This window comes from Acinetobacter sp. YH12021 (assembly GCF_013420145.1).
In the GTDB taxonomy this organism is placed as follows: domain Bacteria; phylum Pseudomonadota; class Gammaproteobacteria; order Pseudomonadales; family Moraxellaceae; genus Acinetobacter; species Acinetobacter towneri.
On the sequence record NZ_VOYT01000018.1, the window covers coordinates 1 to 26,900 of the forward strand.

At 40.8% G+C, this 26,900-nt stretch carries 19 protein-coding genes and 2 pseudogenes; 7 read left to right on the plus strand and 14 right to left on the minus strand.

All coding sequences use genetic code 11. The features are described from left to right. Window positions 1-104: 104 nt before the first annotated feature. From FTT91_RS11795 to tviB, 5 genes are read right to left on the minus strand one after another with little or no spacing between them, the layout of a single operon-like run. Window positions 105-1,052, minus strand: coding sequence for a glycosyltransferase WbuB (locus FTT91_RS11795; RefSeq protein WP_180169497.1), 948 nt, complete (start codon window positions 1,050-1,052; stop codon window positions 105-107). After that, window positions 1,045-2,349, minus strand: coding sequence for an oligosaccharide flippase family protein (locus tag FTT91_RS11800; protein ID WP_180169498.1), 1,305 nt, complete (start codon window positions 2,347-2,349; stop codon window positions 1,045-1,047). The genes FTT91_RS11795 and FTT91_RS11800 overlap by 8 nt, the downstream gene beginning before the upstream one ends. A 10-nt stretch (window positions 2,350-2,359) precedes the next feature. Further along, the gene (locus tag FTT91_RS11805; RefSeq protein WP_180169499.1) at window positions 2,360-3,511 is read right to left on the minus strand and encodes a glycosyltransferase; all 1,152 of its coding nucleotides are present in this window, start codon (window positions 3,509-3,511) and stop codon (window positions 2,360-2,362) included. A 1-nt stretch (window position 3,512) separates the two neighbouring features. Further along, on the minus strand, window positions 3,513-4,601 hold the full coding sequence (locus FTT91_RS14910) for a glycosyltransferase (RefSeq protein ID WP_168405051.1): 1,089 nt from the start codon (window positions 4,599-4,601) through the stop codon (window positions 3,513-3,515). A gap of 14 nt (window positions 4,602-4,615) precedes the next feature. After that, window positions 4,616-5,893 (minus strand): Vi polysaccharide biosynthesis UDP-N-acetylglucosamine C-6 dehydrogenase TviB, encoded by a 1,278-nt coding sequence (gene tviB / locus FTT91_RS11815; RefSeq protein ID WP_180169500.1) that lies wholly within the window; start codon window positions 5,891-5,893, stop codon window positions 4,616-4,618. Between the two features lie 315 nt (window positions 5,894-6,208). Here tviB and FTT91_RS11820 point away from each other — a divergent pair, with 315 nt between their 5' ends. Genes FTT91_RS11820 through FTT91_RS11830 form a run of 3 tightly spaced genes read left to right on the plus strand, consistent with a single transcriptional unit; the run spans window position 6,209 to window position 9,956 of the window. Then, window positions 6,209-7,291, plus strand: coding sequence for a polysaccharide biosynthesis/export family protein (locus FTT91_RS11820; protein WP_180169501.1), 1,083 nt, complete (start codon window positions 6,209-6,211; stop codon window positions 7,289-7,291). Further along, window positions 7,291-7,719 carry a low molecular weight protein-tyrosine-phosphatase gene (locus FTT91_RS11825; protein ID WP_180169502.1) on the plus strand — a complete coding sequence of 143 codons (429 nt, stop codon included), beginning with the start codon at window positions 7,291-7,293 and terminating at the stop codon, window positions 7,717-7,719. The genes FTT91_RS11820 and FTT91_RS11825 overlap by 1 nt, the downstream gene beginning before the upstream one ends. A gap of 50 nt (window positions 7,720-7,769) precedes the next feature. After that, the gene (locus FTT91_RS11830; RefSeq protein ID WP_180169503.1) at window positions 7,770-9,956 is read left to right on the plus strand and encodes a polysaccharide biosynthesis tyrosine autokinase; all 2,187 of its coding nucleotides are present in this window, start codon (window positions 7,770-7,772) and stop codon (window positions 9,954-9,956) included. A 320-nt stretch (window positions 9,957-10,276) separates the two neighbouring features. Here FTT91_RS11830 and FTT91_RS11835 read toward each other — a convergent pair whose 3' ends face one another. The 3 genes and pseudogenes from FTT91_RS11835 to FTT91_RS11845 all read right to left on the minus strand — a co-directional run. After that, window positions 10,277-11,380 (minus strand): hypothetical protein, encoded by a 1,104-nt coding sequence (locus FTT91_RS11835; RefSeq protein ID WP_180169504.1) that lies wholly within the window; start codon window positions 11,378-11,380, stop codon window positions 10,277-10,279. Between the two features lie 54 nt (window positions 11,381-11,434). Further along, a complete protein-coding gene (locus FTT91_RS11840) occupies window positions 11,435-13,135 on the minus strand; it encodes a hypothetical protein (RefSeq protein ID WP_180169505.1) in 1,701 nt (566 codons plus the stop codon). Between the two features lie 338 nt (window positions 13,136-13,473). Then, window positions 13,474-13,915 (minus strand): annotated as a pseudogene (locus FTT91_RS11845) (transposase); the annotation flags it as partial. Between FTT91_RS11845 and FTT91_RS11850 the strand changes: the two are divergent. Then, window positions 13,907-14,185, plus strand: a pseudogene (locus FTT91_RS11850) (IS30 family transposase); the annotation flags it as partial. The pseudogenes FTT91_RS11845 and FTT91_RS11850 overlap by 9 nt on opposite strands. Window positions 14,186-14,211: 26 nt before the next feature. Here the strand turns inward: FTT91_RS11850 and FTT91_RS11855 are convergent. Further along, the gene (locus FTT91_RS11855) at window positions 14,212-14,856 is read right to left on the minus strand and encodes an START domain-containing protein (protein WP_180169506.1); all 645 of its coding nucleotides are present in this window, start codon (window positions 14,854-14,856) and stop codon (window positions 14,212-14,214) included. Between the two features lie 129 nt (window positions 14,857-14,985). Then, window positions 14,986-15,807: a 4-hydroxy-tetrahydrodipicolinate reductase gene (dapB, locus tag FTT91_RS11860; protein WP_180169507.1), complete on the minus strand. Its 822-nt coding sequence runs from the start codon at window positions 15,805-15,807 to the stop codon at window positions 14,986-14,988. A 283-nt stretch (window positions 15,808-16,090) separates the two neighbouring features. On the opposite strand from dapB, the gene FTT91_RS11865 reads away from it, so the two are divergent. Beyond that, complete coding sequence (locus tag FTT91_RS11865; RefSeq protein WP_180169508.1) at window positions 16,091-16,378, plus strand: hypothetical protein; 288 nt, start codon at window positions 16,091-16,093, stop codon at window positions 16,376-16,378. A gap of 93 nt (window positions 16,379-16,471) precedes the next feature. Here the strand turns inward: FTT91_RS11865 and dnaJ are convergent, their stop codons facing one another. The 4 genes from dnaJ to FTT91_RS11885 form a co-directional block, all read right to left on the minus strand. Beyond that, window positions 16,472-17,587: a molecular chaperone DnaJ gene (gene dnaJ, locus FTT91_RS11870; protein ID WP_004970338.1), complete on the minus strand. Its 1,116-nt coding sequence runs from the start codon at window positions 17,585-17,587 to the stop codon at window positions 16,472-16,474. A 129-nt stretch (window positions 17,588-17,716) separates the two neighbouring features. Next, on the minus strand, window positions 17,717-18,094 hold the full coding sequence (locus FTT91_RS11875) for a hypothetical protein (protein ID WP_180169509.1): 378 nt from the start codon (window positions 18,092-18,094) through the stop codon (window positions 17,717-17,719). A gap of 135 nt (window positions 18,095-18,229) precedes the next feature. Then, the gene (locus FTT91_RS11880) at window positions 18,230-21,364 is read right to left on the minus strand and encodes an efflux RND transporter permease subunit (RefSeq protein ID WP_180169510.1); all 3,135 of its coding nucleotides are present in this window, start codon (window positions 21,362-21,364) and stop codon (window positions 18,230-18,232) included. Between the two features lie 3 nt (window positions 21,365-21,367). After that, window positions 21,368-22,507, minus strand: a complete 1,140-nt coding sequence (locus FTT91_RS11885) for an efflux RND transporter periplasmic adaptor subunit (protein WP_180169511.1) — start codon at window positions 22,505-22,507, stop codon at window positions 21,368-21,370. A 413-nt stretch (window positions 22,508-22,920) separates the two neighbouring features. Between FTT91_RS11885 and FTT91_RS11890 the strand changes: the two genes are divergently transcribed. Both FTT91_RS11890 and ppc read left to right on the plus strand, forming a co-directional pair. After that, window positions 22,921-23,535 carry a TetR/AcrR family transcriptional regulator gene (locus FTT91_RS11890; RefSeq protein WP_180169512.1) on the plus strand — a complete coding sequence of 205 codons (615 nt, stop codon included), beginning with the start codon at window positions 22,921-22,923 and terminating at the stop codon, window positions 23,533-23,535. A 593-nt stretch (window positions 23,536-24,128) separates the two neighbouring features. Further along, a complete protein-coding gene (gene ppc, locus FTT91_RS11895; RefSeq protein WP_180169513.1) occupies window positions 24,129-26,813 on the plus strand; it encodes a phosphoenolpyruvate carboxylase in 2,685 nt (894 codons plus the stop codon). Window positions 26,814-26,900 lie beyond the last annotated feature (87 nt).

Below are 26,900 nucleotides of genomic sequence, written 5' to 3' on the forward strand. Positions count from 1 at the left end.
GAAATTCATGCACGTGTAGCAGTCCTCAACAGATTTACGGAATTAGGTCGACCACTTACCCAAGTTACGCCTTAAATTTGGCTCAATTAGGGGCGCTTTGCATTTCAAATCTTTGTGCAACAAAGCCGTTTATTAGTGATAGATTGTTGAGCTGATTCTTTAATTGGATTAATAGCAATATCTGAGCTAACCAAAAGCTTCATTGCCTCTTTATAAGATTTAATGCCCAAAAACCTTACATACCCCCCACATTCTCTATTTAAATCTACTAAATTTTTCTCGTGTGGTCCTGTACCTATAAATTGTATATCTATATATTCATGACATAATGCTGCAGCTTTAACGACAGTTTGAAGATCATAACTACCAGCCATTGTTCCTATATATGTTGCAATAATTTTCTGTGCTTTTTTTTCTTTTTCATAGTTTTCAAAATGTAAACTATCTGCACCAATATAGACGACTTTTTTTAAATTATCGTCAAGATTTTTGACATCACTTCTTTTTAAATATGTTTTTGAAACTGCGACTAAACCATCGGCCAGACTATAGGTTTCATTTGCATATTTAGTTATAGGTGCCAATATTTTTTGAGCTATTGTATTTGAGAATAGTGGAATTGGTCCCGATATTGCTTCGGGCCATATATCCTGTACATCAATTACTAATTTATATTCATATTTTTTTTTATATTTTCCTAAAATATAATTAGTTTTTATTAGCGGATAAGCTGAATATACAAGATCAATAGGCTCATTATATGAGGCCAGAAATTGTTCAAATTTTTTACAAAAAATATGATGACTTAACAATCTTTTAAAAGATACATTTTTTTGATAACCAGGTTCATCAATCAAAATAACTTTAAATTCTTGCATATATGGATTTTGAGCACGAATAGACTTTAAAATATGACAAAATTTACTCGTGACAAGAGTTACACTATATTTTTGACTCAATTTTTTAGCAACAGCGATAAAACGATTGGCGCCAGGTTCATTTGGAAATGTAATATAAGGAGCAATAATTAAAATATGCTTTTTTTTACACACGTTTAAAATCCTTAACAAAATCAATCAAAATAAAAATATCCTTATAGTTAGGTATTAACCTAGTAAATGCATTAAAATCAACCAACTTATTAAATTGATAAAGCCTTAAAATTAAATCCATAAAATAAGTAATTGAAGTAGCAATAGCAGCGCCTAAAAGTCCAAATAAATATATAAATATAAGGTTAGAAATCAAATTAATAAATAAGATTACAAATGAGTTATGTAGGTTAATATTAGCATAACCACGTGCTGCTATATCATGCGCAATTACTCTCGAAGGAGCCCAAGCAATTATACCAGGTAAAAGAATTAAACATATAAAAGCAGATTTACTAAAATCTTGGCCAAATAAATTTACAAAGATCCAATGAGATAATAAAATAAAAATAATACCAAAAAAAGATGTAATAACTAATATAATTTTAGCAACAAAAATAGTTAATTGAGAAGCATCAAAATTATTGTCCTCATTAAAAGCATGAGTCAATTTTGGAAATAAAATTGAACTCGCTGCCTGAGAAGGCAACCATAGCTTTTCAATCATTTGTGTTGCAACTGTATAAATTCCTACAGCTAAAGCATTTGAAAAAAAACCTAAAAATATTAATGCAATTTTATAATTAAATAAAGTAATTACATTACTTAAATGAGATTGTAATCCATAAGATTTACTACTCCAATATAATTGCAAGGCTTTTACACTAAAAGTTATTTTGTTTCCTTTAATAAGTATAGAAACTATTATTATTGCAGTCAACCAACTTGACAAACTATATGCAATCATAGCGTAATTAACACTACTTTCACCTAGCTCTATAATTAATAATGAAATCAATCCTAATATTGGCTGAATAAGAGTAATTAAATTAAAAGTATTAAATTGTTGGTTCGCTTGAAATATACTTGGAACAATAGCTATAATCAATAAAGGACTCAAGGTTAATAAAGAAATTAAAACAGGCAGCTTATCAATGCTTGAAAAAAAATACTCCATAATATATTCTAAAAAAAACAATCCCAGCAGAGTAAAAATAATACTTACAAGGATTATATAAAATATATTTACAAATATTACCTCCGCTATACTAGTTTTTCCAGTGCCTATAAATAAAATGTTAGAGCTTTGCAGACCTAAAGTAAGTATTTGAGATAATATTATTGGCAATAAAATTACCAAACTATACACTCCCATACCCTCAGCACCTATCATTCGAGCCAGAAATGTAATAAATGCCAATTGCAATAATCCCGCCAATATCTGACGAACAAAGGTTGCTGAAACGAGTTTAAGCATTATAAAAACTCTATTTAATAGTATCGTTATAATGTTTTAATAGTCTACTTACAAATACAGGCTCACTAAATCTCTCTACACAGTTTTTTCTAATTAAGATAGGATCTTTATTCTGCTTAATTATATTTAACATTGCTGCACTCAGACTCTCAATATCATTAACTGGCACTAATACTCCGTCATCCGGTTGGACTATCGACTCAGGCCCTCCACATTTAGTAGCTACAACTGCAGCACCTTGTGACAAGGCTTCAATTACAACAACACCAAATGTTTCTATATGACTGCTTAAAACAAAATATTTACTATCACGCATTAAGTTCCTTACTTGGATTCTATTGAGTGCACCTAACAATTCAATATTAGCATCAAGATTTAGCTCTTTAATCAATACCCCAAGTTTTTCTCGTTCAGGACCATCTCCCCCTATCAGTAATGAAGCCTCTGGGTAAGACTCCACAACCCTAGAAAATGCTTTAATTAAAATATCAAACCCTTTTTTAGGCTGTAAATGTGCTACTGCACAAAACTGTAAGTCTTTCTTATTTTTTAATAAATTTAGACTAAAATCTTCAGCGAAAATATTATCTAATAAATTAGGGCAATACTCCCAGCTCTTTCCCAATTTAACTTCTAGAGTTTTAGAGAAATCTTTACTAACAGCTAAACACTTCTTTGAACTATTCTGTACTTTTTTTAAATATTGAAATTGCCATGGTTTGACTAACCCCCTTCCAAAAGTTGTGCTATGTTCTGTTACACAATAAGGAATACCATATTTTTTAAATATTTTTAATGCAGCAGGGCCTGCTAATAAAGCACTCTGCACATGAATTAAATCTGGCTTTCCATTATCTTTAATGTATTGGGTAAAAAGTTTCAGTGCTACATTAGTCCATCTTATTAAATCGATGTAAGGTATTTTAGGAAACCAAAATATATTATGCTCAAGATAGATCCATACATCTTGATCTTTCCAAATTTCTCTACCATATCTATTAAATATAGCCTGCCTACCCCCTCTTAAAGAGCGAAATTGTGGTGCAATCACACCTACTTTCACCCCTCCTCGTGACATTGCAAGAGCTTGCTCTCTAAAAAAACAACCATTGAGATCATATTCATTTAATGGATACCAAGATGGTATAATTAAAACATGCATATTACATATCTCTATAATAAGTCACTAACTTTTCACCATACGACTTAGGATCACAATTTTGCTTTATTAGTTCAAAAGCTGCTTCGGAGTATTGCTTCCTTAAATCTGCCCGTTCCCATAATTCTAAGATCGCATCAGTCATAGCTTCAATATTCCCAGCTTCAATTAAACGTCCAGTTTTTTTATCTAACACTATTTCTTTAATTGCTAAAGCATCAAATGCGCATACGGGTACTTTCATAACCATTGATTCAACAATCGAGTTAGAAACACCTGCACCACTATCTCCCTCCATAGTAATTGAGCTCACACAAATATGTATTTTTTTAAAAAAAGGAACTACATCCAAATAACTACCTAAAAAGGTCACATAATCACTTATACCTAATCTTTCTGCATATTCTTCTAGCTTTATTTTTTCTGGACCATCCCCACATATCAAAAAATGTACATTTTTTTTATTTATATTTTTTTCAAGAATTCTTGCTGCCACCTCCAAAAAAAGATCAATCCTTCGTTCAGGTCTTAAGGCAGATAATGTTCCTACTATAAAAGGCTCTAAATCAGGTTCCAAGATATTTGTGTAGCTTGGAGAAAGCCTATATGCATTGTATGCATAACCTGTGAAATCTTCTTTAAAACCATACTTAATTAATTTTTGCTGTTCTTGTTTACAATTACCTAAAGCTCTGACTCTCATTCTATTAAATAAAGGCACAATTTTCTTATAAGTCTTTTCATGTATTCCTCTACATGTCCAAAAAATTTTAGCTTTCGAGCATACTAATTGTTTCGCAATCCACACCCATGGCACAGGCCTTGCCATTTGACAATGCACAATGTCAATTTTTTCTGAAACTAATATTCTTGCAAGCATAAATATTGTGACAAAAATTTTTAGTGGATTTTTAGTATGAGTTTCATATGAAAAATGTTTAAAACCATCTGCTTTAAGTTGCTCAGAAACTGGCCCCCCAGCTCCCAGAATAGCTACTTCATACCCTAAATTACGTAATGAGTTTGCTGTGATAGAACTTGCAATTTCTGTTCCGCCCACATATTTAAGATCACTTACAATTAGTATCTTCACTTATAAACACCTTATTAAATCCTAATTGTTGTAGCTGTCTTATCAAAACTATATTTTAAATCATAAATCACACAATTTTCACAACCAAATTCCTTTATTTTTTCAATACCCAACTCACGGAATTCATCATGAGAAACGGCAATTACAATCGCATCATATGTTTGTTTTTTGATATCTTTAATAGGCATTAAACCATATTCGTGTAAGACTTCAGATTCATTAACCCATGGATCATAAATATCAATATTTAGTGAATATTCCTTTAATGCATTAACCATATCCACTATCTTAGTATTTCTTACATCAGGACAATTTTCTTTAAAACTCAAACCCATTACTAAAATTTTTGAACCTACCACCTGAATACGTTTATTTACCATTTCTTTTATAAGCTGTGTCGCAACATATTCCCCCATCCGGTCATTTAAACGACGTGCTGCTAAAATAATTTCAGGATGTAATCCTAAAGATTGAGCTTTATGAGTTAAATAGTAAGGATCAACCCCAATACAGTGTCCACCTACTAAACCTGGACGAAATGGTAAAAAGTTCCACTTCGTACCGGCAGCTTTTAATACTGCTTCGGTATCAATTCCCATTTTATTAAAAATCACGGCCAGTTCATTAATCAGGGCAATGTTGACATCACGCTGGGTATTTTCAATGACTTTTGCCGCTTCAGCCACTTTAATGCTAGTCGCTTTATGCGTACCTGCCTCAATCACCAGGTTATACACCTGATCGACAAATTCAGCGACTTCAGGGGTAGAACCTGATGTAATTTTCAGAATATTAGTCACGCGGTGCAGTTTATCGCCCGGGTTAATTCGCTCCGGACTATAACCGGCAAAAAAGTCTTGATTGAACTTCAGCCCTGATACTTTTTCCAGAACAGGAATACAGGTCTCTTCAGTTGCACCTGGGTATACCGTAGACTCATACACCACCACATCGCCTTTTTTAAGTACTTTCCCAATACTGGTAGAGGCTTTAATAAGTGGGGTTAAATCAGGTTGTTTAAATTCATCAATTGGGGTTGGCACTGTCACAATAAAAAAATTGCAGCTGCGTAAGTCATCTAAACTGGCTGAGTAGCTTAAATGTGTCGCTTGTTTAAGTTCTTCTGGCGACACTTCTAAGGTGTGATCTTCTCCACTTTGTAATTCTTGTATGCGTTTTTGCTGAATATCAAAACCCACCACTGGCAATTTTTTTCCGAATTCAACTGCCAAAGGTAAACCGACATAGCCTAAACCAATAACGGCAATTTTTAGTTCAGAGAGTTGTAGCATTTTAGCGCCTTTAATTTATATCTGTATTTTATGAAGAATGAACCTTTCGGCAGGGATACTAACAGAAAATTATGAAATTTCTATTGAGATTTATGCTCAAATGACGTGAAAAAGATTGCAATGTATAATTTTTGTGAGTATTCACTTTTTCTATTTAGAATAACTTCATAATTTTTTTAGAATTCTCTTTTCTACTTTAAGATTCTGCCAAATATGCAAAATGGTTACAAATTGCTATATACCTCTTTCACAAGTTCGGTAAAATGACAGCAATTTATCCAAAACGATTTTAAAAAATTAATAATGGGATCTCGCGTGCGACACTTTCAACTGGCTATTTTATTGGCATGTGGCATTGCCACTACGGGGTGCGCTGTCACCTCTGGTTTACAAACCTACGACTTACCTCGCGAAGGGGTTTACACCACCGACTTGGGTACAGCGGTCAATGTGATTAAACTCACCCAAGACTCAATGCTAGCGGTGCAGCCTGCAGTTCACAATATTCAACAAGACTATGCGCATTTATTCCATACACCACAGCGTCAATACACCTTAAGTTCAGGCGATATTCTCTCTATCTATTTATGGGCATATCCTGAAATTTCTGGGAGCAACTCTGATCCGAATAATGGTTATCAGATTGACTCACAGGGTTATATTCAATTTCCGATTATCGGGCGTTATAAAGCGGCAGGGAAATCTTTAGCACAAGTGAATCGTGAGTTGCGCGGTCAATTGGCACGCTATTTAAAAACACCAGACGTGATTGTGAGAGTTTCATCTTACCAAGGGCAACGCTACTCGGTACAAGGAAATATTGAAAATGGTGGTGTGTATCACCTTACAGATCAACCCATTAGTATATATAAAGCCATAGGTATCGCAGGCGGAATTAATGCTCAACAAGGTGACAATTCGTCAATCACATTGATTCGTCAAGGACGTAGCTATACACTGAATAGCATTGAATTAGAGCGAGCAGGATACTCTTTACATAATCTACTTATTCAGGCTGACGATACCATTTATGTCAATGCCAGAGAAAATCAAAAAGTTTACGTAATGGGTGAATCGGGTAAAAACCAGTCCTTACCTATGCGTGATCAAGGCATGAGCTTAAGCGATGTATTGGGTGAAAGCCTCGGCTTAAACCCACTCTCTGCCAGTCGCAGTAAAATTTATGTGGTCCGTAGCCAGCCGAATGCAGCACATACCGAAGTCTATCACATGGATTTATCCAGCATAGCCGACTTTGGTTTGGCCAATCAGTTTAAAATGCGCAGCAATGATATTGTCTATGTCGATGCTTCAGGCTTGGCTCGCTGGCAACGTGTGGTTAACCAAATTATTCCATTCTCAAATGCTTTATATAACCTAGATCGTTTGGGGAACTAATGAAAATTAATCACATTTTGGTGGTTTGTATTGGCAATATTTGTCGTAGCCCCATGGCAGAATACTTTTTAAAACAGCAGTACCCACACTTACAGATTGAATCTGCGGGTATTTCAGGCTTGGTGGGTCATGCAGCCGATGACAAAGCCCGTTTATGTATGCAACGTCACGGCATTGACATGAGTCCACACGTAGCCAAAAAACTCAATGTAGACTTAATTAAAAAAGCCGACCTGATTTTGGTGATGAGCCAAAATCAACAAAAGCATGTGGAACAAACTTGGCCATTTGCCAAAGGCAAAACCTTTAGACTGGGGCACTGGCAAAGTAAAAATGTGGCCGACCCCTATCAGCACGATCAGGCCGTATTTGATGAGACCTGTGCGTTGATTCAAACCTATATTGCGGACTGGAAAAAATATATCTAATTTTTAATATTCCAACTTTTTTAATATTCTACTTTTTTGATATTTAAACTATGAGCCAAACCGCCAACACCGAAGATACCATTGATTTAAAGGAATTGTTTTTTTCCTTAATCGCACAATGGAAAATGATTACCCTTTGCGTTCTACTCAGTATTGTCTGCGCTTTATTGTATTTAAGAACCACACCAGACACCTATGCAGTAGATGCTTTGGTACAGGTCGAAGACAGCAAAGGCGCCTCTGCAGCGTTATTGGGTGATCTGTCCAATATGATTGAGCAGAAATCACCTGCACAAGCTGAAATTGAAATTTTAAAATCACGTTTGGTGTTGGGTAACGTGATTGATCATCTAAATTTAAATATTCGCGTTTCGGGTACAGAAGACAGTTTCTGGAATCGTTTAATTGCCAAGCATGAATATGACAGTGAATATTCATCTCAGTCAGTGCTATTTAAAGACAATCAAAAAAGTTTTGATATTCGCCAGTTCGATATCCCGCAATATTTTCAAGATAAAAACTTAATTTTAAAATTTGCACAAGGCAAATACAGCCTAACCGATGCAGCAACCGAACAGGTGGTTTTTTCTGCACCTTTAAACCAAGTCAGTCAATTACAGTCTGAATTTGGGCTGTGGAAAGTCGCAATTTTTAGTCAAGACAGCTTTAACGCTGCCTATAACATCCAAAAGCAAAGCCTTCCTGCTGCCATGAAAAGCTTAACTGCCAACTATTCAGTAGCAGAAAAAGGCAAGTTAACAGGCGTGTTGGGGCTGAATTACCAAGGGTCAGACAAACAACACATTACCCAAGTACTGAATGCCATTTTAGCAGCGTATAGCCAACAAAATATTGAGCGTCGTAGTGCAGAAACAGCACAGACCTTAAAGTTTTTGGAAGACCAACTCCCAGAACTGAAACAACAATTAGATGTGGCAGAACGTGAATTTAACCGTTTCCGCCAACAATTTAATACAGTCGATGTGACCAAAGAGTCTGAGTTATATTTAACCCAAAGTATTACTTTGGAAACCCAAAAAGCGCAGTTAGAGCAACAAGTGGCTGAAGCTGCGGCCAAGTACACCAACGAACACCCTGTCATGCAGCAAATGAATGCGCAACTGGGGGCAATTAACAAACGCATTGCAGAGTTAGACGGCACGCTTAAACGCTTGCCAGAATTACAACGCCAATATTTACAACTGTTCCGTGAAGTAGAAGTCAAACAACAGCTGTATACAGGCTTGCTTAACTCTTACCAACAACTGCGGATTGCTAAAGCAGGTGAAATTGGCAATGTGCGTATTGTCGATACTGCGGTAGAGCCGATTGAGCCAATTAAACCAAAGAAATTACAAATTTTAATTTTGTCCGTTTTCTTGGGTGGTTTTCTGGGCACATTATTGGCCTTACTGCGTAACATGTTGCGCTCAGGTATTAAAGACTCGAATCAAATTGAAAATGAACTGGATTTACCTGTTTATGCCACTGTGCCACATTCACCTGTGCAAGAAAGCCTTATTAAAATTCTGAAAAAGAAAAAGAATATTCCTATTCTTGCGGTTAAAAATAGTAATGATGTTGCCATTGAAAGCCTGCGCAGCATGCGTACTGCCATTCACTTTGCCTTAAGCAGTGCCAAAAACAATATCATTATGATTTCTGGCCCTGCACCAGAATTGGGTAAATCGTTTATTTCAACTAACTTAGCGACTATTTTGGCGCAAAGTGATAAGCGCGTATTATTGATTGATGCCGATTTACGTCGTGGTTATATGCACAAATACTTTAATTACGACCCAAAGCCTGGCTTAACCGAATACCTGAATGGTCAGCAAGAGTTAAGCAGCATTGTACGCAGTACTGAAGTTGAAAATTTAAGCATCATAAGCCGCGGCAAAAGCCCTGCTAATCCTTCAGAGTTGTTGAGTACGCAAAAATTTGCAGACATGCTCACGCACTTGTCGAGCCAGTTTGACCATATTCTGATTGATACACCGCCAGTTCTTTCCGTCACCGATGGGATTATTATTTCACAATATGCAGGTGTGAATTTAGTGGTGGCACGTTATGCCAAGACGCAAATAAAAGAGCTTGAACTGACTGTCAACCGCTTTGAACAAACTGGCGTGAAAGTCAACGGCTTTATTTTAAATGATATTCAACGTGAAGCGGGCGGTTATGGCTATGGCTATAACTATGCTTATGCCTATAAAGCCAATAAGGATGATGATTAATCTGAAGTGATCGGTGGGCTGAAATCAGCCCACCACCGCAATACTCACCTATTGTAAATAATTTTCTTTTGAAATTTACAACAATACTCAAAAACTCACATTGCAAAAATCCACTCAAAAACCTATCTTGGTTACACGGTTGCATATTCTTATACAAATGGACACCAAATGAGTTTTACTATGATCAGCTACCCCAACAAAACAAGGTAGCTTAACTAGAGCGGAATATCACTTATAAATACGCTTTTAGTTGTTCAAACAAGTGGGACCACCTCTGTTTAAAATCAGACTGGCTATAACCCCCTATCAATAAAGGCAGTTTAGAAACCGTGTAGGGTGATCCCCACTGAGGCTAAACCATAACGTTTGTCTAAACGTGAAGCGGTAACACCATTATAGAGGAAGGGAATATCACCAACAAAATTGCGCTGGAACACCTGACCTTCGATAAACCCAGTGACGTGCGGGCTAAAGTCATAGCTGAATTTGGCACCCAAAGTATGATTGTCCTTGATCGGGGAGTTGCCAAAATTACTCACACGATCATCGATATCGTTACGCCACAAGCGCTGGTATTGATAAGCCAGCTGGCTTTCGAACTGACGATAGCGCCAGTTCCATGACCCCCCGAGATTGGCATAATAGGCATCGTAACTTAGGTCTTTCTCGATATCAAAACCAAATTCATTGGCATTGCCCTGTTTATACAAATCATTGACCGTAATATTTTCATTGGAACAAGGAGCAGCTAACTGGCCTGAATATTGATTATTACCATTAACTGAAATATCCATTAAACAGCCTGCGAGTGTGGCCTGGATATCAATATTACTGACTCTAACTTTACTATAACCGACACTGGCAAAAGCATTCAGCTGATTCATCGGATCCAGTTTACGCGAGAAGATGGCATCAAGTTGTAGCTGTAAGTCTTCCGGATTATGCACCTGAACCTGATTAAATACTTGCTGATTGACCTGTGTCGGGGTAGATTTCGATAGCGTATCAGCCGTGTTACCCCAGATGCTAGCACGGAAACTGAGAGCATCATTCTTTTTCAATGGGAGTGCTGGGCTATAGCGCACAGCCAATAACGCACTCTCAATTTCATTCGTATCCTGACTGTATTCAATTTCACGGTGCCAGTAAGTTCCTTCAATGGACCATTGAGGATTGAACTCATATTGGCCAGATAGATGAAAACCCTGGTAATCACCCGCGGATTTATCGCTAATGCCTTCACTTTCACGCATATCAAAGATATCAATTGTGTCATTCACAGCATCGATGGCAAGATCGAGATCAAGAGCAGAATGATGAGGTGAATTGAAGTTTTTCGCACTTAGATACAGGTCATTTGGGGCAGCATAGCTTACAGAGACACTGCCTAAAAATAATCCCAGAATAGTGGATATTTTTTTCATGTTTTTTTCCAGATGATAAAAAAGAGCTGCTTCTCAGCAGCTCTTTTTTCTTGCTTATTGGGTTACTTTAAATTTAGCAGATACACCTGATCCATCAGTTGTACCTAAAGTATATTTGGATGCGAGGGCTGGAGTGCCATCAGCTTTAGTAATAGCAAAAACAGGGGGTGCTTTAAGAACAGCAGTAACAGTTACTGTTTCACCAGTTAACTTTAAGCTGCTTAATTGGGTTGCTAAAGATGCTGACAATGAACCTAAAGTCGCTGTATTTAGTGCGATTTTACCGTTACTGAGTACATCTTTAGTGGTGTTAATTGTGAAGTTAGTGGTAGCTACACTGTTCAGGGTTGAATTGATATCAATTTTAGCACCTGCTGGAATGACTGCTTCAGTTAATGTACCTGCACTGAATTTAAGGTTTAACTGATCTGCAGAGATCGTTAATGTTTTAGTGCCAGTGCTAATGTGTAATGCCGCAGCAGCAACAATTGGGCTAGCCGGTGTTGCATATGTACCGTTAGAAGTAATACCCACCAAAAGGTTATTTAAACTTTGTACTTGAATCGGGTTAGTGAGTGAAGCATTAAGTGATGTAATCGTTTGGTCAGTACCTTGTACATTAAAGCCATTTAATTCTAAATAGTCTGCATAGAACTCATTGGCGTTTTGAACAGCTTCGGTAACTGTTGTAGAATCAATAGTTCCGGCAGGTACAATATCTTCAATCTGCGTAATTGCACTCTCAATGGCATCATTAGATGTTGGAGCAGTAGGGTTAGCAACTGCTGTACTGATTGCTTTAAGTGAATCTTCAACTTGAGCAGGTGCTTGAGTCAGGACAGGTGCCAAGATAGTGACGATTTTTTCTGCAGCAACAGACTCTTTCGCTTCAGTAACTGCAGCTTTAGTTTCATCTTTAATACTATCAGTACCTGCATTGAAGGTCGCAGCAGGTACATCTAGAATCGCTGTTTCTACAGATTGAACATTGCTTGAAATAACTTCCGCACTTAAAGCTGCCAAGTTAGTCTGTACATTTGCTAAATTGTTTTGAATATCTAATGACAAATCATCTTTTACGGCTTCTACAGTTGCTGAAATTGCAGCTGTGATTGTAGCTGTGCTAGTCAAGTCTTCGTCTGAATCGGAAAGTGCTTCTTGTAATGCAGTAAATGCTGCTCTATTTAACTCTGCTTGAGTAGTGCTACCGCCTAGAGAAGCAACAACTGCTTGAATCTGTTCGACCATTTGTTGTACTGCAACTGTTTTGGCATAGACTTCCTGATTCTTCATCGGGTCAGCAGACAGTAAATCTACGTCTGATAAATTCAAAGCGGCAGCAATTTGCTGAGTTGCTTGAGCAGGGGTAGCACCTGCATCAATACTTGCCTGAATGAGTGTAGTAATTGGCGAAACTACGATCAGATTTTGTTCATTTTGAGCACGTTGTGGCGCTTTAATTTCGCCGGTAAAAGGCAAATCAGTCGCTGTGTCAATACCGCCAGTGACGGTTAATTCACTTGATGTACAGCCTTGTGGGAAAGTGAAGTTACCCTCGTTATCAGTTTCTACTTGAGCATTGTTACAGTTTACAAAAGTAACTGTAGCGCCTGCTAATGGTCCATCAACTGCAAGACCTTTGATCGTCGGTGCCGGTGAATTAGAACCGCCACCACTACTGCTTCCCCCACACGCACTCAGGAGTAATGAAGTTGCAGCCGCAAGCGCTGTAAGTTTAAGTGAATGCTTTAACATAATTTGCCTCGGAAAGTAAGTTTCTAGTTTTGTTACGTTGTAAAAATAGTACGAATGTTAAATGAAAATGTATAATAAGCGAATGACCAAAACATTAGTTATGCTAAAAAATTATAAAGAAAATTGAGTAAAAGTAACTCGTTTTTGTCTATTCAATATGTAACGATGTATTTAGTTTGTATGATTGATTTTCCCTTTTCTAAAATACGTTGAGCCCAGTCAGCGTAATAATTTACATCTTCTATTTCTACCTTTTTTGAAGGATGTTTAATTGTAGAGAGGCAGTCCCACTTGTTTGAACAACTAAAAGCGTATTTATAAGTGATATTCCGCTCTAGTTAAGCCACCTTGTTTTGTTGGGGTAGCTGATCATAGTAAAACTCATTTAGTGTCATTTTGGCTATACTCGAATGAGGTCGTTTCAAATTATAAAACTCAAAATATGCACTCAATTGCTTTTCGCATCTGTGACACTGCTATGAGCTTTGAGATACATCTCTTCATATTTAACGCTCCGCCATAATCGTTCAACCATCACATTATCAATCTATGAGCAGTATACTGCGCAAATTTACCATCCATACTGATTTGAATGCCATTTGATTTCAATACATCAATAAATGCATCACTGGTGAACTGACTGCCTTGGTCTGTATTAAAGACTTCAGGACAACCATATTTCACAATTGCTTCTTGCAACACATCTATGCAAAAGTCTGTTTCCATACTAATCGATACCCTATGCGCAAGTACCTTGCGGCTATGCCAGCCAATCAAGGCAAAGATTTTTCCGAACACAAAAGAATTACTGATGCTGGCATAGAGAAATATTTTGCTGATCCTTACAAGTCTATTCAGCGAGCTAGAAATGAAAATACGAATGATTTAATCCGTCAATATCTGCCAAAATCATCATCGTTTGATGACGTGTCAAACGAACAAATAGAGCAGATAGAATTTGCACTCAACCATTATCCTAGAAAAACACTAGGTTGGTATACACCGAGTGAAGTTATGGCTGGTTTTTATACTGTTGCACTTGCCGCTTGAATCTGCCCTTTAATTAACTCAACCATTTAACGCAAAATTTCAGGCAACGCCTTATAACTACCGCTTTTGCTTAATTCAATTTTCATTTTTTGCAGCATTTGATACGGTTGCTGCTGCGCAAACATATTCACAAAACTTAAAGGAATCGAGCCTTCAGGGTTGGCGTAGCCATAGGTACTGACTTTGACTTTGTGATTACCCAGTTTCTGAAAGGTCCAGTCGCCTTCGTAGTTCTGAATACGCACATAATCTGGGTTCAAGGGATAGCCCCCCTCAATGGCTTTATTTTGAATACTGATAATACCTTGTGCATCTTTACTCATTTTACCTTTGACCACTAAATCACGATCTTTTAGTGGAAAAGGAAAATCCAGCACCATATACAGCAAGAACTCACCTTTTTGGTCATCGCGCGACAAAACTTTGACACTGCCCACATAAGGCACCCATTTCACGGCATGATCAACATCTAAAATTAAGGCAGCAGCTTTTTCTAGAGGTACATTGAAGGTGGTTTCGGCCTTATACAAAAACACAGGGCTAGACTGCTGTTGAAAGGTCCAGACTTTAATATTGTTTTTATGTATGCTCAGTTTGGCATGTTCAATATTTTGTGCAGAGGCCGTACAAATACAGGTGCTTAACCCAAGCATCAGCAGAGATTTTTTCATTATCTTGTGCATCTTATTTTAGTTTTAGATCGGGTCTGATGCGTCATCATCCATGACATCAGACCCTAGTTTTAACTGCAGATCACGATTTGTTCAAGCAGTTTTTATTATTTTATCATCAGAGGCGATTTAAACTTGAATATCGTTAAAGCCTAGTACATCTTTCATGTCGTATTTACGGGCTTCACGTCCCACCACCCACGCTGCAGCACGCACGGCACCTGCAGCAAAGTTCATGCGGTTGGTGGCTTTGTGGGTAATTTCCACACGCTCGCCATCGGCAATAAACATCGCAGTATGTTCACCCACAATGTCGCCACCACGAATGGTTTGGAAACCAATACTTTTACGCTCACGTGGCCCTGTGTGTCCTTCGCGGCAGTAAACAGCGTCTTGTTTTAAATCACGACCTAAGGTTGCTGCAATGGCCTCGCCCATCATCAATGCCGTGCCTGATGGTGCATCGACTTTATGACGATGATGCGCTTCAATCACTTCAATATCCACACTATCACCAAAGACTTTGGCTGCCAATTCCAGCAGTTTAATAGATACGTTTACCCCTACTGAATAGTTGGCGGCATATACCACAGGCGTCTGTTGAGCCGATTCTTCTAAGAGTGCTTTTTGTTCATCATTCATGCCTGTGGTGCCAATCACAATCGCCACGCCTGCTTCACGACAAAGCTTTAAGTGCTGTGCAGTAGCAACTGGTGCCGTAAAGTCGATTACGACATCACAGTCACCCAATACTTGCTCTAGGCTACCCACTACTTTTACACCCAATGTGCCAACGCCTGCCAACTCCCCTGCATCTGCACCCAACAGGCTGCTTTCTGGGCGTTCAACTGCTGCAGCCAATTGATAGCCTGCTTCCTGAACGGCCTGAATTAAGATGCGTCCCATACGACCGCCTGCGCCTAATACACCAATGCGTGGAGTTGCTGACATAGCATATTCCTAAAATAGATTCTAAATTGTGCTTACTATATCAAAACTCGCTGCTCAGACTAAGTTTGCTGCGCAAGTTTCTGGGTTTATTTTTATCGGAAAATTACTGTCTTTGGGGGAGTAAGTCAGACTTTAGATCATACTGGCTAATTTTTAGGAGATTTCCATTAAAAATTTAGCAGCAAAAAGCTGTTTTTTATGTGAATTTCACAAATTTGCAAACTTGTATGCGCAGACTAGCCTGCACGAATGATAACAACTGCAAAAATTAAAGGGGATTTACATGCATTCGAAGAAAATTGTATTGGCATTATTGTTGGGCATGAGCACAGCATCCGTATTTGCAGAGCCTGCACTTCAAGAAGGTGATACGCTTGAAAGCCTGTCTAAAGTCCGTATTAGCGTGACGCTACAAGAACCTCATGCTGTTGAAGTCGATGCACCTGAACTAGAAGAAACAGCACCAACGGAAAATGTGGTTGTTGCAACCGTTCAACCACAAACTGTCGTTAAAACAGCAACGACTGAAATGGTGGATGTTTTAGAGATTGATGTACCTGAAGTCGAATAAGCGTACAGCAGATATAACAAAGGCGATCTTAAGATCGCCTTTATTTTTGAGTTTAGATGAGGTCGTGCTTTGACATACCTAACCTAGGTTTCCTTAATCAAACAAACGATCAAAGAAAGACTTTTTCTTTGGTGATGACTGACTGCCCTCACCTTCCATCGTCGTCTGCAACTCTTTTAACAATTCACGCTGACGTGCCGTTAAATTCACAGGTGTTTCCACCACAATACGGCAGAGTAAATCGCCCTGCATACTGGTACGCACAGGTTTTACCCCTTTACCACGCAAACGGAACAATTTACCCGTTTGTGTTCCCTCAGGTACTTTCAGGCTCACGCGACCATCTAGAGTCGGAATTTCAATTTCCTTACCTAAAGCAGCATCGGCAATGCTGACAGGTACATCCATATATAGGTCGGCACCATCACGCTGGAAGATTTCATGCTCGCGCACCACCACTTCTACATATAGGTCGCCCGATTGACCATCACGAATCGCTTCACCTTTACCTGTTAAGCGTACGCGGTCGCCGTTGTCCACCCCTGCAGGAATGGTCACTTCAAGAGTTTGCTGACGATCTGACACACCCGAACCATGACATTTTTTACATGGGTTCTTGATAATTTTGCCCTGACCACGACAAGTGCTACAGGTTTGCTGTACCGAGAAGAAACCTTGCTGCATGCGTACTTGACCCGCACCATGACAGGTTGGACAAGTTTCAACATCATTTGGATTTTCTGAGCCTTTACCATCACAAGCTTCACATGGCGCAGGTGCTGTAAAGGTGATGGTTTTCTTAACGCCTTTGACTGCTTCTTCAAGCGTCAATTCCATCACATAGCGTAAGTCTGAACCACGGCGTTGACGTTGCTGGCCACGCCCCCCCCCACCAAAGGCTCCACCGAAAATATCCCCAAACTGGCTGAAAATATCTTCCGCACTGAAACCACCGAAGCCGCCAGCACCACCGCCCATACCACCTTCAAAGGCTTGATGGCCCATACGGTCGTACATGCTGCGTTTTTCGCTGTCTGACAGAACTTCATACGCTTCTGAAGCTTCTTTAAACTTCTCTTCAGCTTCAGGATTGTCCGGGTTACGGTCTGGATGATATTTCATCGCCAACTTACGGTAGGCTTTTTTAATTTCATCATCACTAGCGGTTTTAGAGACGCCCAAAACCTCATAATAATCACGTTTAGCCATGTCTGGCGATGCTCCTCACGGAATTCTATTTAAAACTTAACTGAAGTTTGAAATTGGGGTCAAACTGAGTTTTACAAGGGGAGACTGCTAAAAATTTTAGCTGAAGTGCTTTAGATGAAGTTCAAGCCATTAGAACACAGCTTTATTTTTCAAAAATTTGGATAGCCCTTTAATCCAAGCATTGATTAAAAATAAGAAGGCAATCACGGCAAAGACCACACCTGCTACGGTGCAGGCTTTGACCCATAAAAAGGCATCCCAAGGAAAGAAGGCCAATGGAATAAACCACAATGCAGCAAACAATGCCAATACACTGTAAATCACCACATTACGCATGACCCATAAAGCCTGCGCCTGTAACCAGACTTCAGTGCTATCGACCAGAATCACTTTACGCGCATACCAATAAGCTAACGCGCCGCTCACCACAGTAAATAAAGCAAAAAACATAAACACGTAAGAGATCGCGACGGAACGGCGAAACTTTAACAAGTTATCTTGCTTCATAATGTGATTAAACCCCATCTGTGCCGTGTTTTATTTTTTAATCTGGCGCATGCTGTAACGTATGCAAAGGCTGAAAAATATAAGGTGCTACTATATTGAAATTTTCCAAGTTTCGCACCCGTTATTATGTCACTTTTACAGATTATGTGGATTTTTTTTCACTTTAAACCACTGGGCATATAATGCAGGTAAAAAGAACAGGGTTAATAAGGTCGCGACAATTAATCCGCCCATAATTGCCACAGCCATCGGGCCAAAGAAAATACTGCGAGAAAGTGGAATCATGGCCAATACTGCCGCCAAAGCGGTCAGTACAATTGGACGACAACGGCGCACCGTGGCGTTAATAATTGCATCCCACTGCGACTCTCCTGCCCGAATATCCTGCTCAATCTGATCAATTAAAATCAAAGAATTGCGCATGATCATGCCCGATAAGGCAATGGTGCCAAGCATCGCCACAAAACCAAAGGGTTTGTTAAACAGCAACAGGAACAATACCACGCCAATAATGCCGAGCGGTGCAGTTAAAAACACGATGAATGCACGGGACATGCTACGCAGCTGAATCATCAACAAAGTCATCACCACGGCAAGGAAAAATGGCATGCCTGCATTGACTGACTTTTGCCCACGTGCCGATTCTTCAACCGTGCCACCCACTTCAATTAAATAGCCACTTGGCAACTTTTCACGCAGGGCCGCCATCGGTTCAGACAGTTCTGCCACCACCGTTGCAGGTTGCAAATTGCTACGAATATCACCACGTACGGTAATGGTCGGCAAGCGGTTACGATGCCAAATTAAGCCTTCTTCAAAACGGTATTCAATTTGTGCAATTTGCGCCAACGGCACCGATGTTCCACGTGAAGTCGGTATAGCCAAACTGCTTAAAGATGCGACATCTAGGCGCTCGGTTTGATCACCACGTAAACGGATTTCAATCAGTTCACGTTTTTCACGATACTGGTTAATAGCCGCGCCACTGATAGAACTATTAAGGAAGTTAGCTAAATCCAGACTCGACACTCCCATTTGACGGGCACGGTCTTGATCAATCTGCAATTGAATGACTTTGGTCGGCTCACCCCAATCTAAATGCACATTGGTACTGTTTGGATTGGCACTGATGGTGGCTGCGACTTGCTGTGCCCATTGTCGCACTTGTGCCAAGTCTTCTCCTGACACGCGGAATTGCAATGGATAACCCACTGGTGGGCCATTTTCCAATAATGACACGCGAGTACGCACCTCTGGCAATAACAAGCGAATTTGTTCAGATAAATTACGGCGAATTTCATTGCGGTCTTCTAAAGACGATGCCAATACCACAAATTGGGCAAAACTGGCCTGCGGTAATTGCTGATCTAAAGGCAAATAGAAACGCGGCGAACCTGTGCCAACATAGGCTACATAATTGTCGATGCCTTGTTGTTGCGCCAAGAAATTTTCAACTTTTTTAACGGCTGCTTCTGTGGCTGTTAAAGACGCACCTTCTTCAAGTTTTAAATCGACTAAAATTTCTGCCCGATTGGAAGGTGGGAAAAATTGCTGTGGTACCAATTTAAACATCGCAATTGACAGTACAAATATGCCAACTGTGATTGCAATGACGGTTTTTCGATAGCGCACACAAGTATTAACCCATCCACGAAACACTTGATAAAAGCGGGTTTGATATGGGTCGTGTAATTCACCTGCGTGCTGTAGCACAGGCTGCGGTTCAGCTTGTTTGCGTACACGCGCCCAAAGACGTTGATACCACGGCGCTCGCTGTGCATGACGCTGAAAATCTGGCAATAATTTATCGCCCAGATAGGGTACAAACAGCACGGCAGCAAACCATGACACCACCAAAGCAATGGTCACCACTTGGAAAATTGAACGGGTATATTCCCCTGTACTTGAGGCTGCTGTGGCAATGGGTAAAAAACCTGCTGCGGTAATCAATGTCCCAGTCAGCATAGGGAAAGCAGTCGTTCGCCACGCATGACCTGCGGCTTGCAAGCGGCTATAGCCCTGCTCCATCTTAATTGCCATCATTTCAATGGCGATAATGGCATCATCCACCAACAATCCGAGGGCTAGAATAAGCGCACCGAGTGAAATCTTATGCAGCCCGACATCAAACAAATGCATACCTGCAAAAGTCATCGCCAAGACCAGTGGAATGGAAAATGCCACCACCAAACCTGTGCGAAAACCCAGTGAAAAGAAGCTGACCAAGAGCACGATAATCACCGCCTCAGCCAACACTTTCATAAATTCATTGACGCTGTGTTTTACCGCAACAGGCTGATCAGACACTTTTTGCAGTTGCATGCCCAAAGGCAAGGTCTTTTGCAAACGGGCAAATTCAGTTTCCAGATTTTCACCCAAAGCCAGAATATCACCGCCTTTACGCATCGACACCGCAATGCCAATGCCGTTTTCACCCATAAAGCGCATACGCGGTTGAGCAGGTTCGCTAAACCCACGATAAACTTCGGCAACATCGCCCAGTTGAATGGTGGTGCCATTCACCAACAGCGGCATTTGTTTCAACTCATCGACACTGTGCAACGCACCGCTGACACGCACCTGAATACGGTCTGAATGGGTTTCAAAAAAACCTGCGCTTGCCATGCTGTTTTGTTGTTGTAAGGCTTGCTGAATCGCGGTAACAGGAATACCGAGTTGCGCGGCTTTGGTGTTAGATAACTCAATCCAAATTTTTTGATCTTGCAAACCGACCAAATTAACTTTGGCAACATCTTTGACCCGCTGTAATTGTAGCTGCAAACGGTCGGCATATTCTTTGAGGGTGGCGTAGTCATAGTCTGCGCCTGTCAGCACATAAATATTGCCAAAAGTGTCGCCAAATTCATCATTAAAAAATGGGCCTTGCACCCCTTGCGGCAGTTCATGACGAATATCATTGACCTTTTTACGCACCTTGTACCAAACATCTGGAATTTGGCTAGAACGCATGGAATCTTTGGCAATAAAAGTCACCATGGACTCGCCCGGACGCGAATAGGCCATGATGCGTTCATAATCGCCCGTGCTCATCAATTCTTTTTCAATACGGTCAGTGACTTGTAAGGAAACCTCTTTGGCACTCGCTCCTGGCCAATAGGTTTGAATCACCATCACTTTAAAGGTAAACGGCGGATCTTCACTTTGTGCCAGTTTAGAGTAGGAAAAAATACCAACAATGCCCAACAACAGCATCAAATAGACCACTAAACCCTTATTTTTTAACGCCCATTCGGATAAGTTAAAATTCATATTTTAACGCTCCGTCTGTGTAGCAGCAGGAGCTGCCTGAGCGGTTGGATTGACCGCCTGTACAGCTTGATTGTCACGGTTAATTGGGCGGATTTTTTGTCGATCACGCAGTAAATGCACCCCACCCATCACCACATAATCTTGCGGCTGTAAGCCACTCAGTACAGGCACGCTGTCACGTCCATAAGCGCCTAAGGTAACGGGAATTTGGCGCACGGTTGAGTCTGGCTGTAAGACCAAAACAAAAGCTTGTTGCCCTGTTGCCGACACGCTAGATAAAGGCACATATAAACCCTGATTGGCTTGGCGAGTCAGAAATACCCGCGCACTTTGCCCCAATTGAATCTGTGCATTGCCTTCACGTAAAGCCACTTTGACTTTAAAAGTACGCGACTGATCTGCCGCAGGGGAAATTTCTCGAACCGTACCTGCAAAACGGGTATCGGGTTGTGACCATAAACTTACCGTTGCCTCTTGCCCGACTCGAATTTCACCCACCGCTTGTTCAGGCACGCCAATCACGACTTCACGCTCCCCATCAATCGCCAATTGATAAGCGACCTGCCCTGCCGCTAAAACCTGCCCAACTTCAATATTGCGTTCAGTAATCACACCATTTTTTGTGGCACGTAACTGGTTATAGTCGGTTTGATTACTGCTGACTGCATAATTGGACTGTGCCTGTTTCAACTGTGCCATAGCATGTTGATATTGGTTTTTGACTGCATCATATTGCGAGCGACTGACGGCATTCATGGGTAATAATTGCTGAAAACGCTGTAACTCATCGCTAGCAATTTTTGCAGCAGATTGCGCACTTTCCAGTTGCGCACGCGCGGCATTGAGCTGCAATGCTGCATCTTGCACATCCAGTTTTGCTAAGACTTGCCCAACTTTGACCTGATCTCCCACATCGGCAAAACGCTGTGTAACTTGCCCTGCAACCCGAAATGCCAAAGCCGTTTGCTGACGAGCTTGCACCTCGCCTGCATAGCTTTTTTGCTCAAGATGTAAACTGCTAGGCTGGGTCACCATCACCAAAGGGACTTCCTGTTCAACCTCGGTTTTTTGCTTGCTGCATCCCATTAGGGTGATACAGCACAGCAGCATCAGGCTGGCAATGAGATTCTGAGTCGTGTTCATCAGGTTTGCTCTTATTTAAACGTTTTTTTTAGGGCAGAATACGGTAGGGTTTGCTGACACTTCGTCTATGTTTGCGACAGCGCATATTTTTAGCTGATATAAGGCATGAGGCAGGAAACTTAGTCATTCTAAGTAACTGACTCATAACGTAATAGCAGTAAAAAATATGCTTGTTCCAAAGGACTGTGGCTAAAACTTTCTCAGATTGCGTTATGAAACTTGGTAATAGTCTCGCTATTCCCTGCGTTTCATGCCTGATCTGCTCAGTTTTAGCCTACAGCGCAAGCCATTTATGAAGTGCGTGCAAACCCCTATATTAAATTGATTATTTTTTAATTAATATACCACTGGGTACATTAATTAAAACTGAAGCGTCATTTTCCAGTTGTACTGATGCAAATTAGGATGAGCATGTGCAGATTCATGTCGGACGACCAAAAGATTTAGAAAAACGCCAACGCATTTTAATGTCGGCAAAACATTTGTTTTTAAAGTTGGGCTTTCATGGTTCTAGTATGAATCAGATTGCACGTGAAGCAGGCGTGACCAAATTAACGGTGTATAACCACTTTCAAGACAAAGCCACGCTATTTTCCTGTGCCATTGAAGAAACCTGTGAAAGTCTGCTCAAAGCACAACCTTTGGACTTGACTGCACATAGCAATTTTAAGCAGGCCTTATACCAAGCCTGTAAACTGTCCTTGAACTTGGTCAATATGCCTGAAGCGATTAAATTAGAACATTTGCTGATGGAACTGGCCTCGGAGCAAAATCCGTTGGCATTGCAGTTTTACAATGCCTCACATGCCAAACTTCGCGCGATGTGGGAAAGCTTCTTTCGCCAAGCAGTAGAATTGCAGTTTATTCAGGCCGATGAACCAAAAACGCAAACTGAATTGATCGTTTCCTTACTGCATGGTTTACGTCACCATGAAGTTTTACTCGGTGTACGTGCCGTGCCCACCCCAACAGAATGTCAGCACATTATTAATCACGCTATTGAAATTTTTATGCTGCGTTATGGCTGAGCAAGCTAATTTCGCAACCTCCTCTTGCTTGATTTACAAATTCAAATCACGCAGTTTTAAGAAAATAAACAAACTCAACACTAATCACCATTCGATACGCAGGAATGTCATCTACAACCTGCATGGTATTCGTTTTATTACTGTTTCTGCGAAACAATGAATAAGAGATAAACTGTAAGCAGGTTTTGTGGATGACAATGGTTTTGCCTACTTTTCCCGAAAGAAAAGTAGGTCGAACCGAAGGTTAACCCAGCTATTTTTGTAACTTAGCAAAATGCCGCTCCCCTCATCACTACATAATTGGCAGCAACTATGCGTAAAAATACTCTCAATACGCATGAGAATGCACTTGGGACTCTAGCACATTGATTATCCCAGAACCCATTACAAAAAAGGTTTATCTAAATTGGGGTTTCTTTTACCAAATAGCATTCCTCTCCACCCTGTATTTCTCTCCTAAATACTGCCACTTGGCACTATAACTTCAGATGCGCAAAATCCATGCAACTTTTGTAGATAGCCCGCTTGGATTGTATCTAAATCGGGGTATAGTCTTAACAGAGTAGAAAAACACAGAACATGGAGAACAACGAATGATTCAACAAATTGATGCTCCTCTACGCGATGACGTACGCTTACTTGGCAACTTATTGGGTGAGACCCTCAAGTTACACGCAGGACAAGATTTGTTTAATCAGGTCGAACAAATTCGTGCCTTATCTAAAGGCGCGCGCGATGGACAAGCCGAAGCTGAAAAACAACTCGAACAACTGTTTTTAAGTCTGGAAGATGACGAAATCTTACCGCTCACCCGTGCCTTTACCCACTTTTTGAACTTTGCCAACATTGCCGAGCAATATCATGTGGTGCGGAGCCGTCGCCAAAGCGAATTTGATGAAAATGGCGTTTCTCCAAACCCACTAGATCATTTATTTATCAAGTTTAAAGACAACCAAATTTCTGCAGAAACACTCTTTCAACAAGTCTGTGAACTGAAAATTGAGTTGGTTTTAACTGCGCATCCGACTGAAGTCAGCCGTCGTACCCTCATTCAAAAATATGACGATATTAATGACTGCTTGTTTAAAATGGATCAGCAAAAACTGACACCACGTGAACGTCAGGCAGTTTTGGCAGATTTAAAACAGCTGATCAGCTCGGCTTGGCAAACCGATGAAATTCGCCAACATCGCCCAACCCCTGTCGATGAAGCCAAATGGGGCTTTACCACCATCGAACAAACCTTGTGGAATGCGGTGCCTAAATTCATGCGTGAGTTAGACAGCATTGTGCAGGAACATTGTGGGCAAAGCCTGCCGCTGAGTGTTGCGCCTGTGCGTTTCGCCTCTTGGATGGGCGGTGACCGCGATGGCAACCCGAATGTCACCCATAAAGTCACTCAAGAGGTATTGTGGCTATCGCGTTGGAAAGCAGCAGAACTGTATTTACGTGATATCGAAAACCTGCGTTGGGAACTCTCCATTCAGCAATGCAGCCCAGAATTGGCAGATGCTTTGGGACATTTCCATGCCGAGCCGTACCGTGAATATTTACGCGACACCCGAGAACGCCTAAAAGCCACCCGCGACTGGTTAGCAGCGAAACTGCAAGGCAAAGATGCAGATGACAGTTTGGTCATCAAAAGCAAAGATGAGTTGTTACAGCCTTTATTGCTGTGTTATCGCTCGCTGACGGCTTGCCAATTATCAGACATTGCGAACGGCAAATTGTTGGATTTAATTCATCGTGTGAATTGTTTTGGTATTGAATTGCTAAAACTGGATATTCGCCAAGAGTCAGGACGTCATCGCCAAGCCATTTCTGCCATTACCGAATATTTAGGTTTGGGCAATTTTGAAACTTGGACTGAACAAGCGCGTCAGAACTTCTTGCTTCAAGAGCTACAAAGTAAACGTCCGTTATTGCCAAAATTCATGCAAGAACCTGCACAAAGCCTGATTCAACATCCCGATGTGCAAGAAGTGTTTGCCACCATGCGCACTTTGGCTGCACAGCCGCAGGAAAGTTTGGGCGCTTATATTATTTCCATGGCGGAATATCCAAGTGATGTATTGGCAGTGTTATTGCTGCAAAAAGAAGCGGGCATTCAGCATCCTTTGCGTGTGGTGCCGCTGTTTGAAACCCTGAAAGACTTGGATGGGGCTGCCCAAACCATGAATACCCTATTTAATATGCATTGGTACAAACAGCATATTCAGGGCAAACATGAGGTGATGATTGGCTACTCAGACTCCGCCAAAGATGCAGGGTTCATGTCTGCCAACTGGGCGCAGTACCGCGCGCAGGAAGAACTGACTGCGGTAGCGCAGCAACATGCTGTGCAGCTGACTTTATTCCATGGTCGCGGTGGTTCCATCAGCCGTGGCGGTGCACCAACACAACAAGCATTGTTCTCACAACCACCGGGTTCTATTTCAGGTGCAATCCGCGTCACCGAACAAGGTGAAATGATTCGTTTTAAATTTGGACTTGAAGGGGTTGCATTGCAAAATCTGGAAGTCTATACCGCTGCCACCTTAGAAGCGACGATAATGCCACCACCTGTGCCGAAGGCTGAATGGCGCGAGCTCATGCATAACATGACCGAACTTTCGGTACAGGTCTACCGTCAAACTGTGCGTGAAAACCCTCATTTTGTGAAATATTTACGCACCGTTACGCCAGAGCTGGAATTGCAAATGTTGCCGCTCGGTTCACGTCCTGCAAAACGTAAAGTCAGCGGCGGAATTGAATCCTTGCGTGCCATTCCGTGGGTGTTTGCATGGACGCAAATCCGTCTGATGCTACCTGCTTGGTTAGGGACAGGCGCGGCAATTAACCAAACAATCGATCAGGGACAAAAAGCCACTTTAGATGAAATGCTTAGCGATTGGCCTTATTTCCAGACTTTAATTGATATGTTGGAAATGGTGTTGTCTAAAGCCGACAGCAATATTGCATTGTATTATGAGTCACACCTGACCGATGACGAAGACTTAAAACAACTGGGTGAGCAACTCCGTCAACGTCTGCGTGATGCTGTGACGACTTTACTGACCCTTAAAGGTGAATCGCAATTGCTCAGCAGCAATGATGTGCTAGATCAATCGATGCGGGTGCGTAAACCTTATTTATTGCCACTGCATTTGCTACAGGCAGAATTGATGAAACGTCGTCGTTTGTATTTGGCAGAACAGCATGCCGAACATACCCCTGTCGATCATGCCCTCATGGTGAGTATTGCAGGGATTGCAGCAGGCTTACGCAATACAGGTTAAGACCTAACGAATAGCACAACAAGCAGAGTCATGCTCTGCTTGTGGCTCATTCACTCACTTAAACATGATTTGGGACGGATGACTACA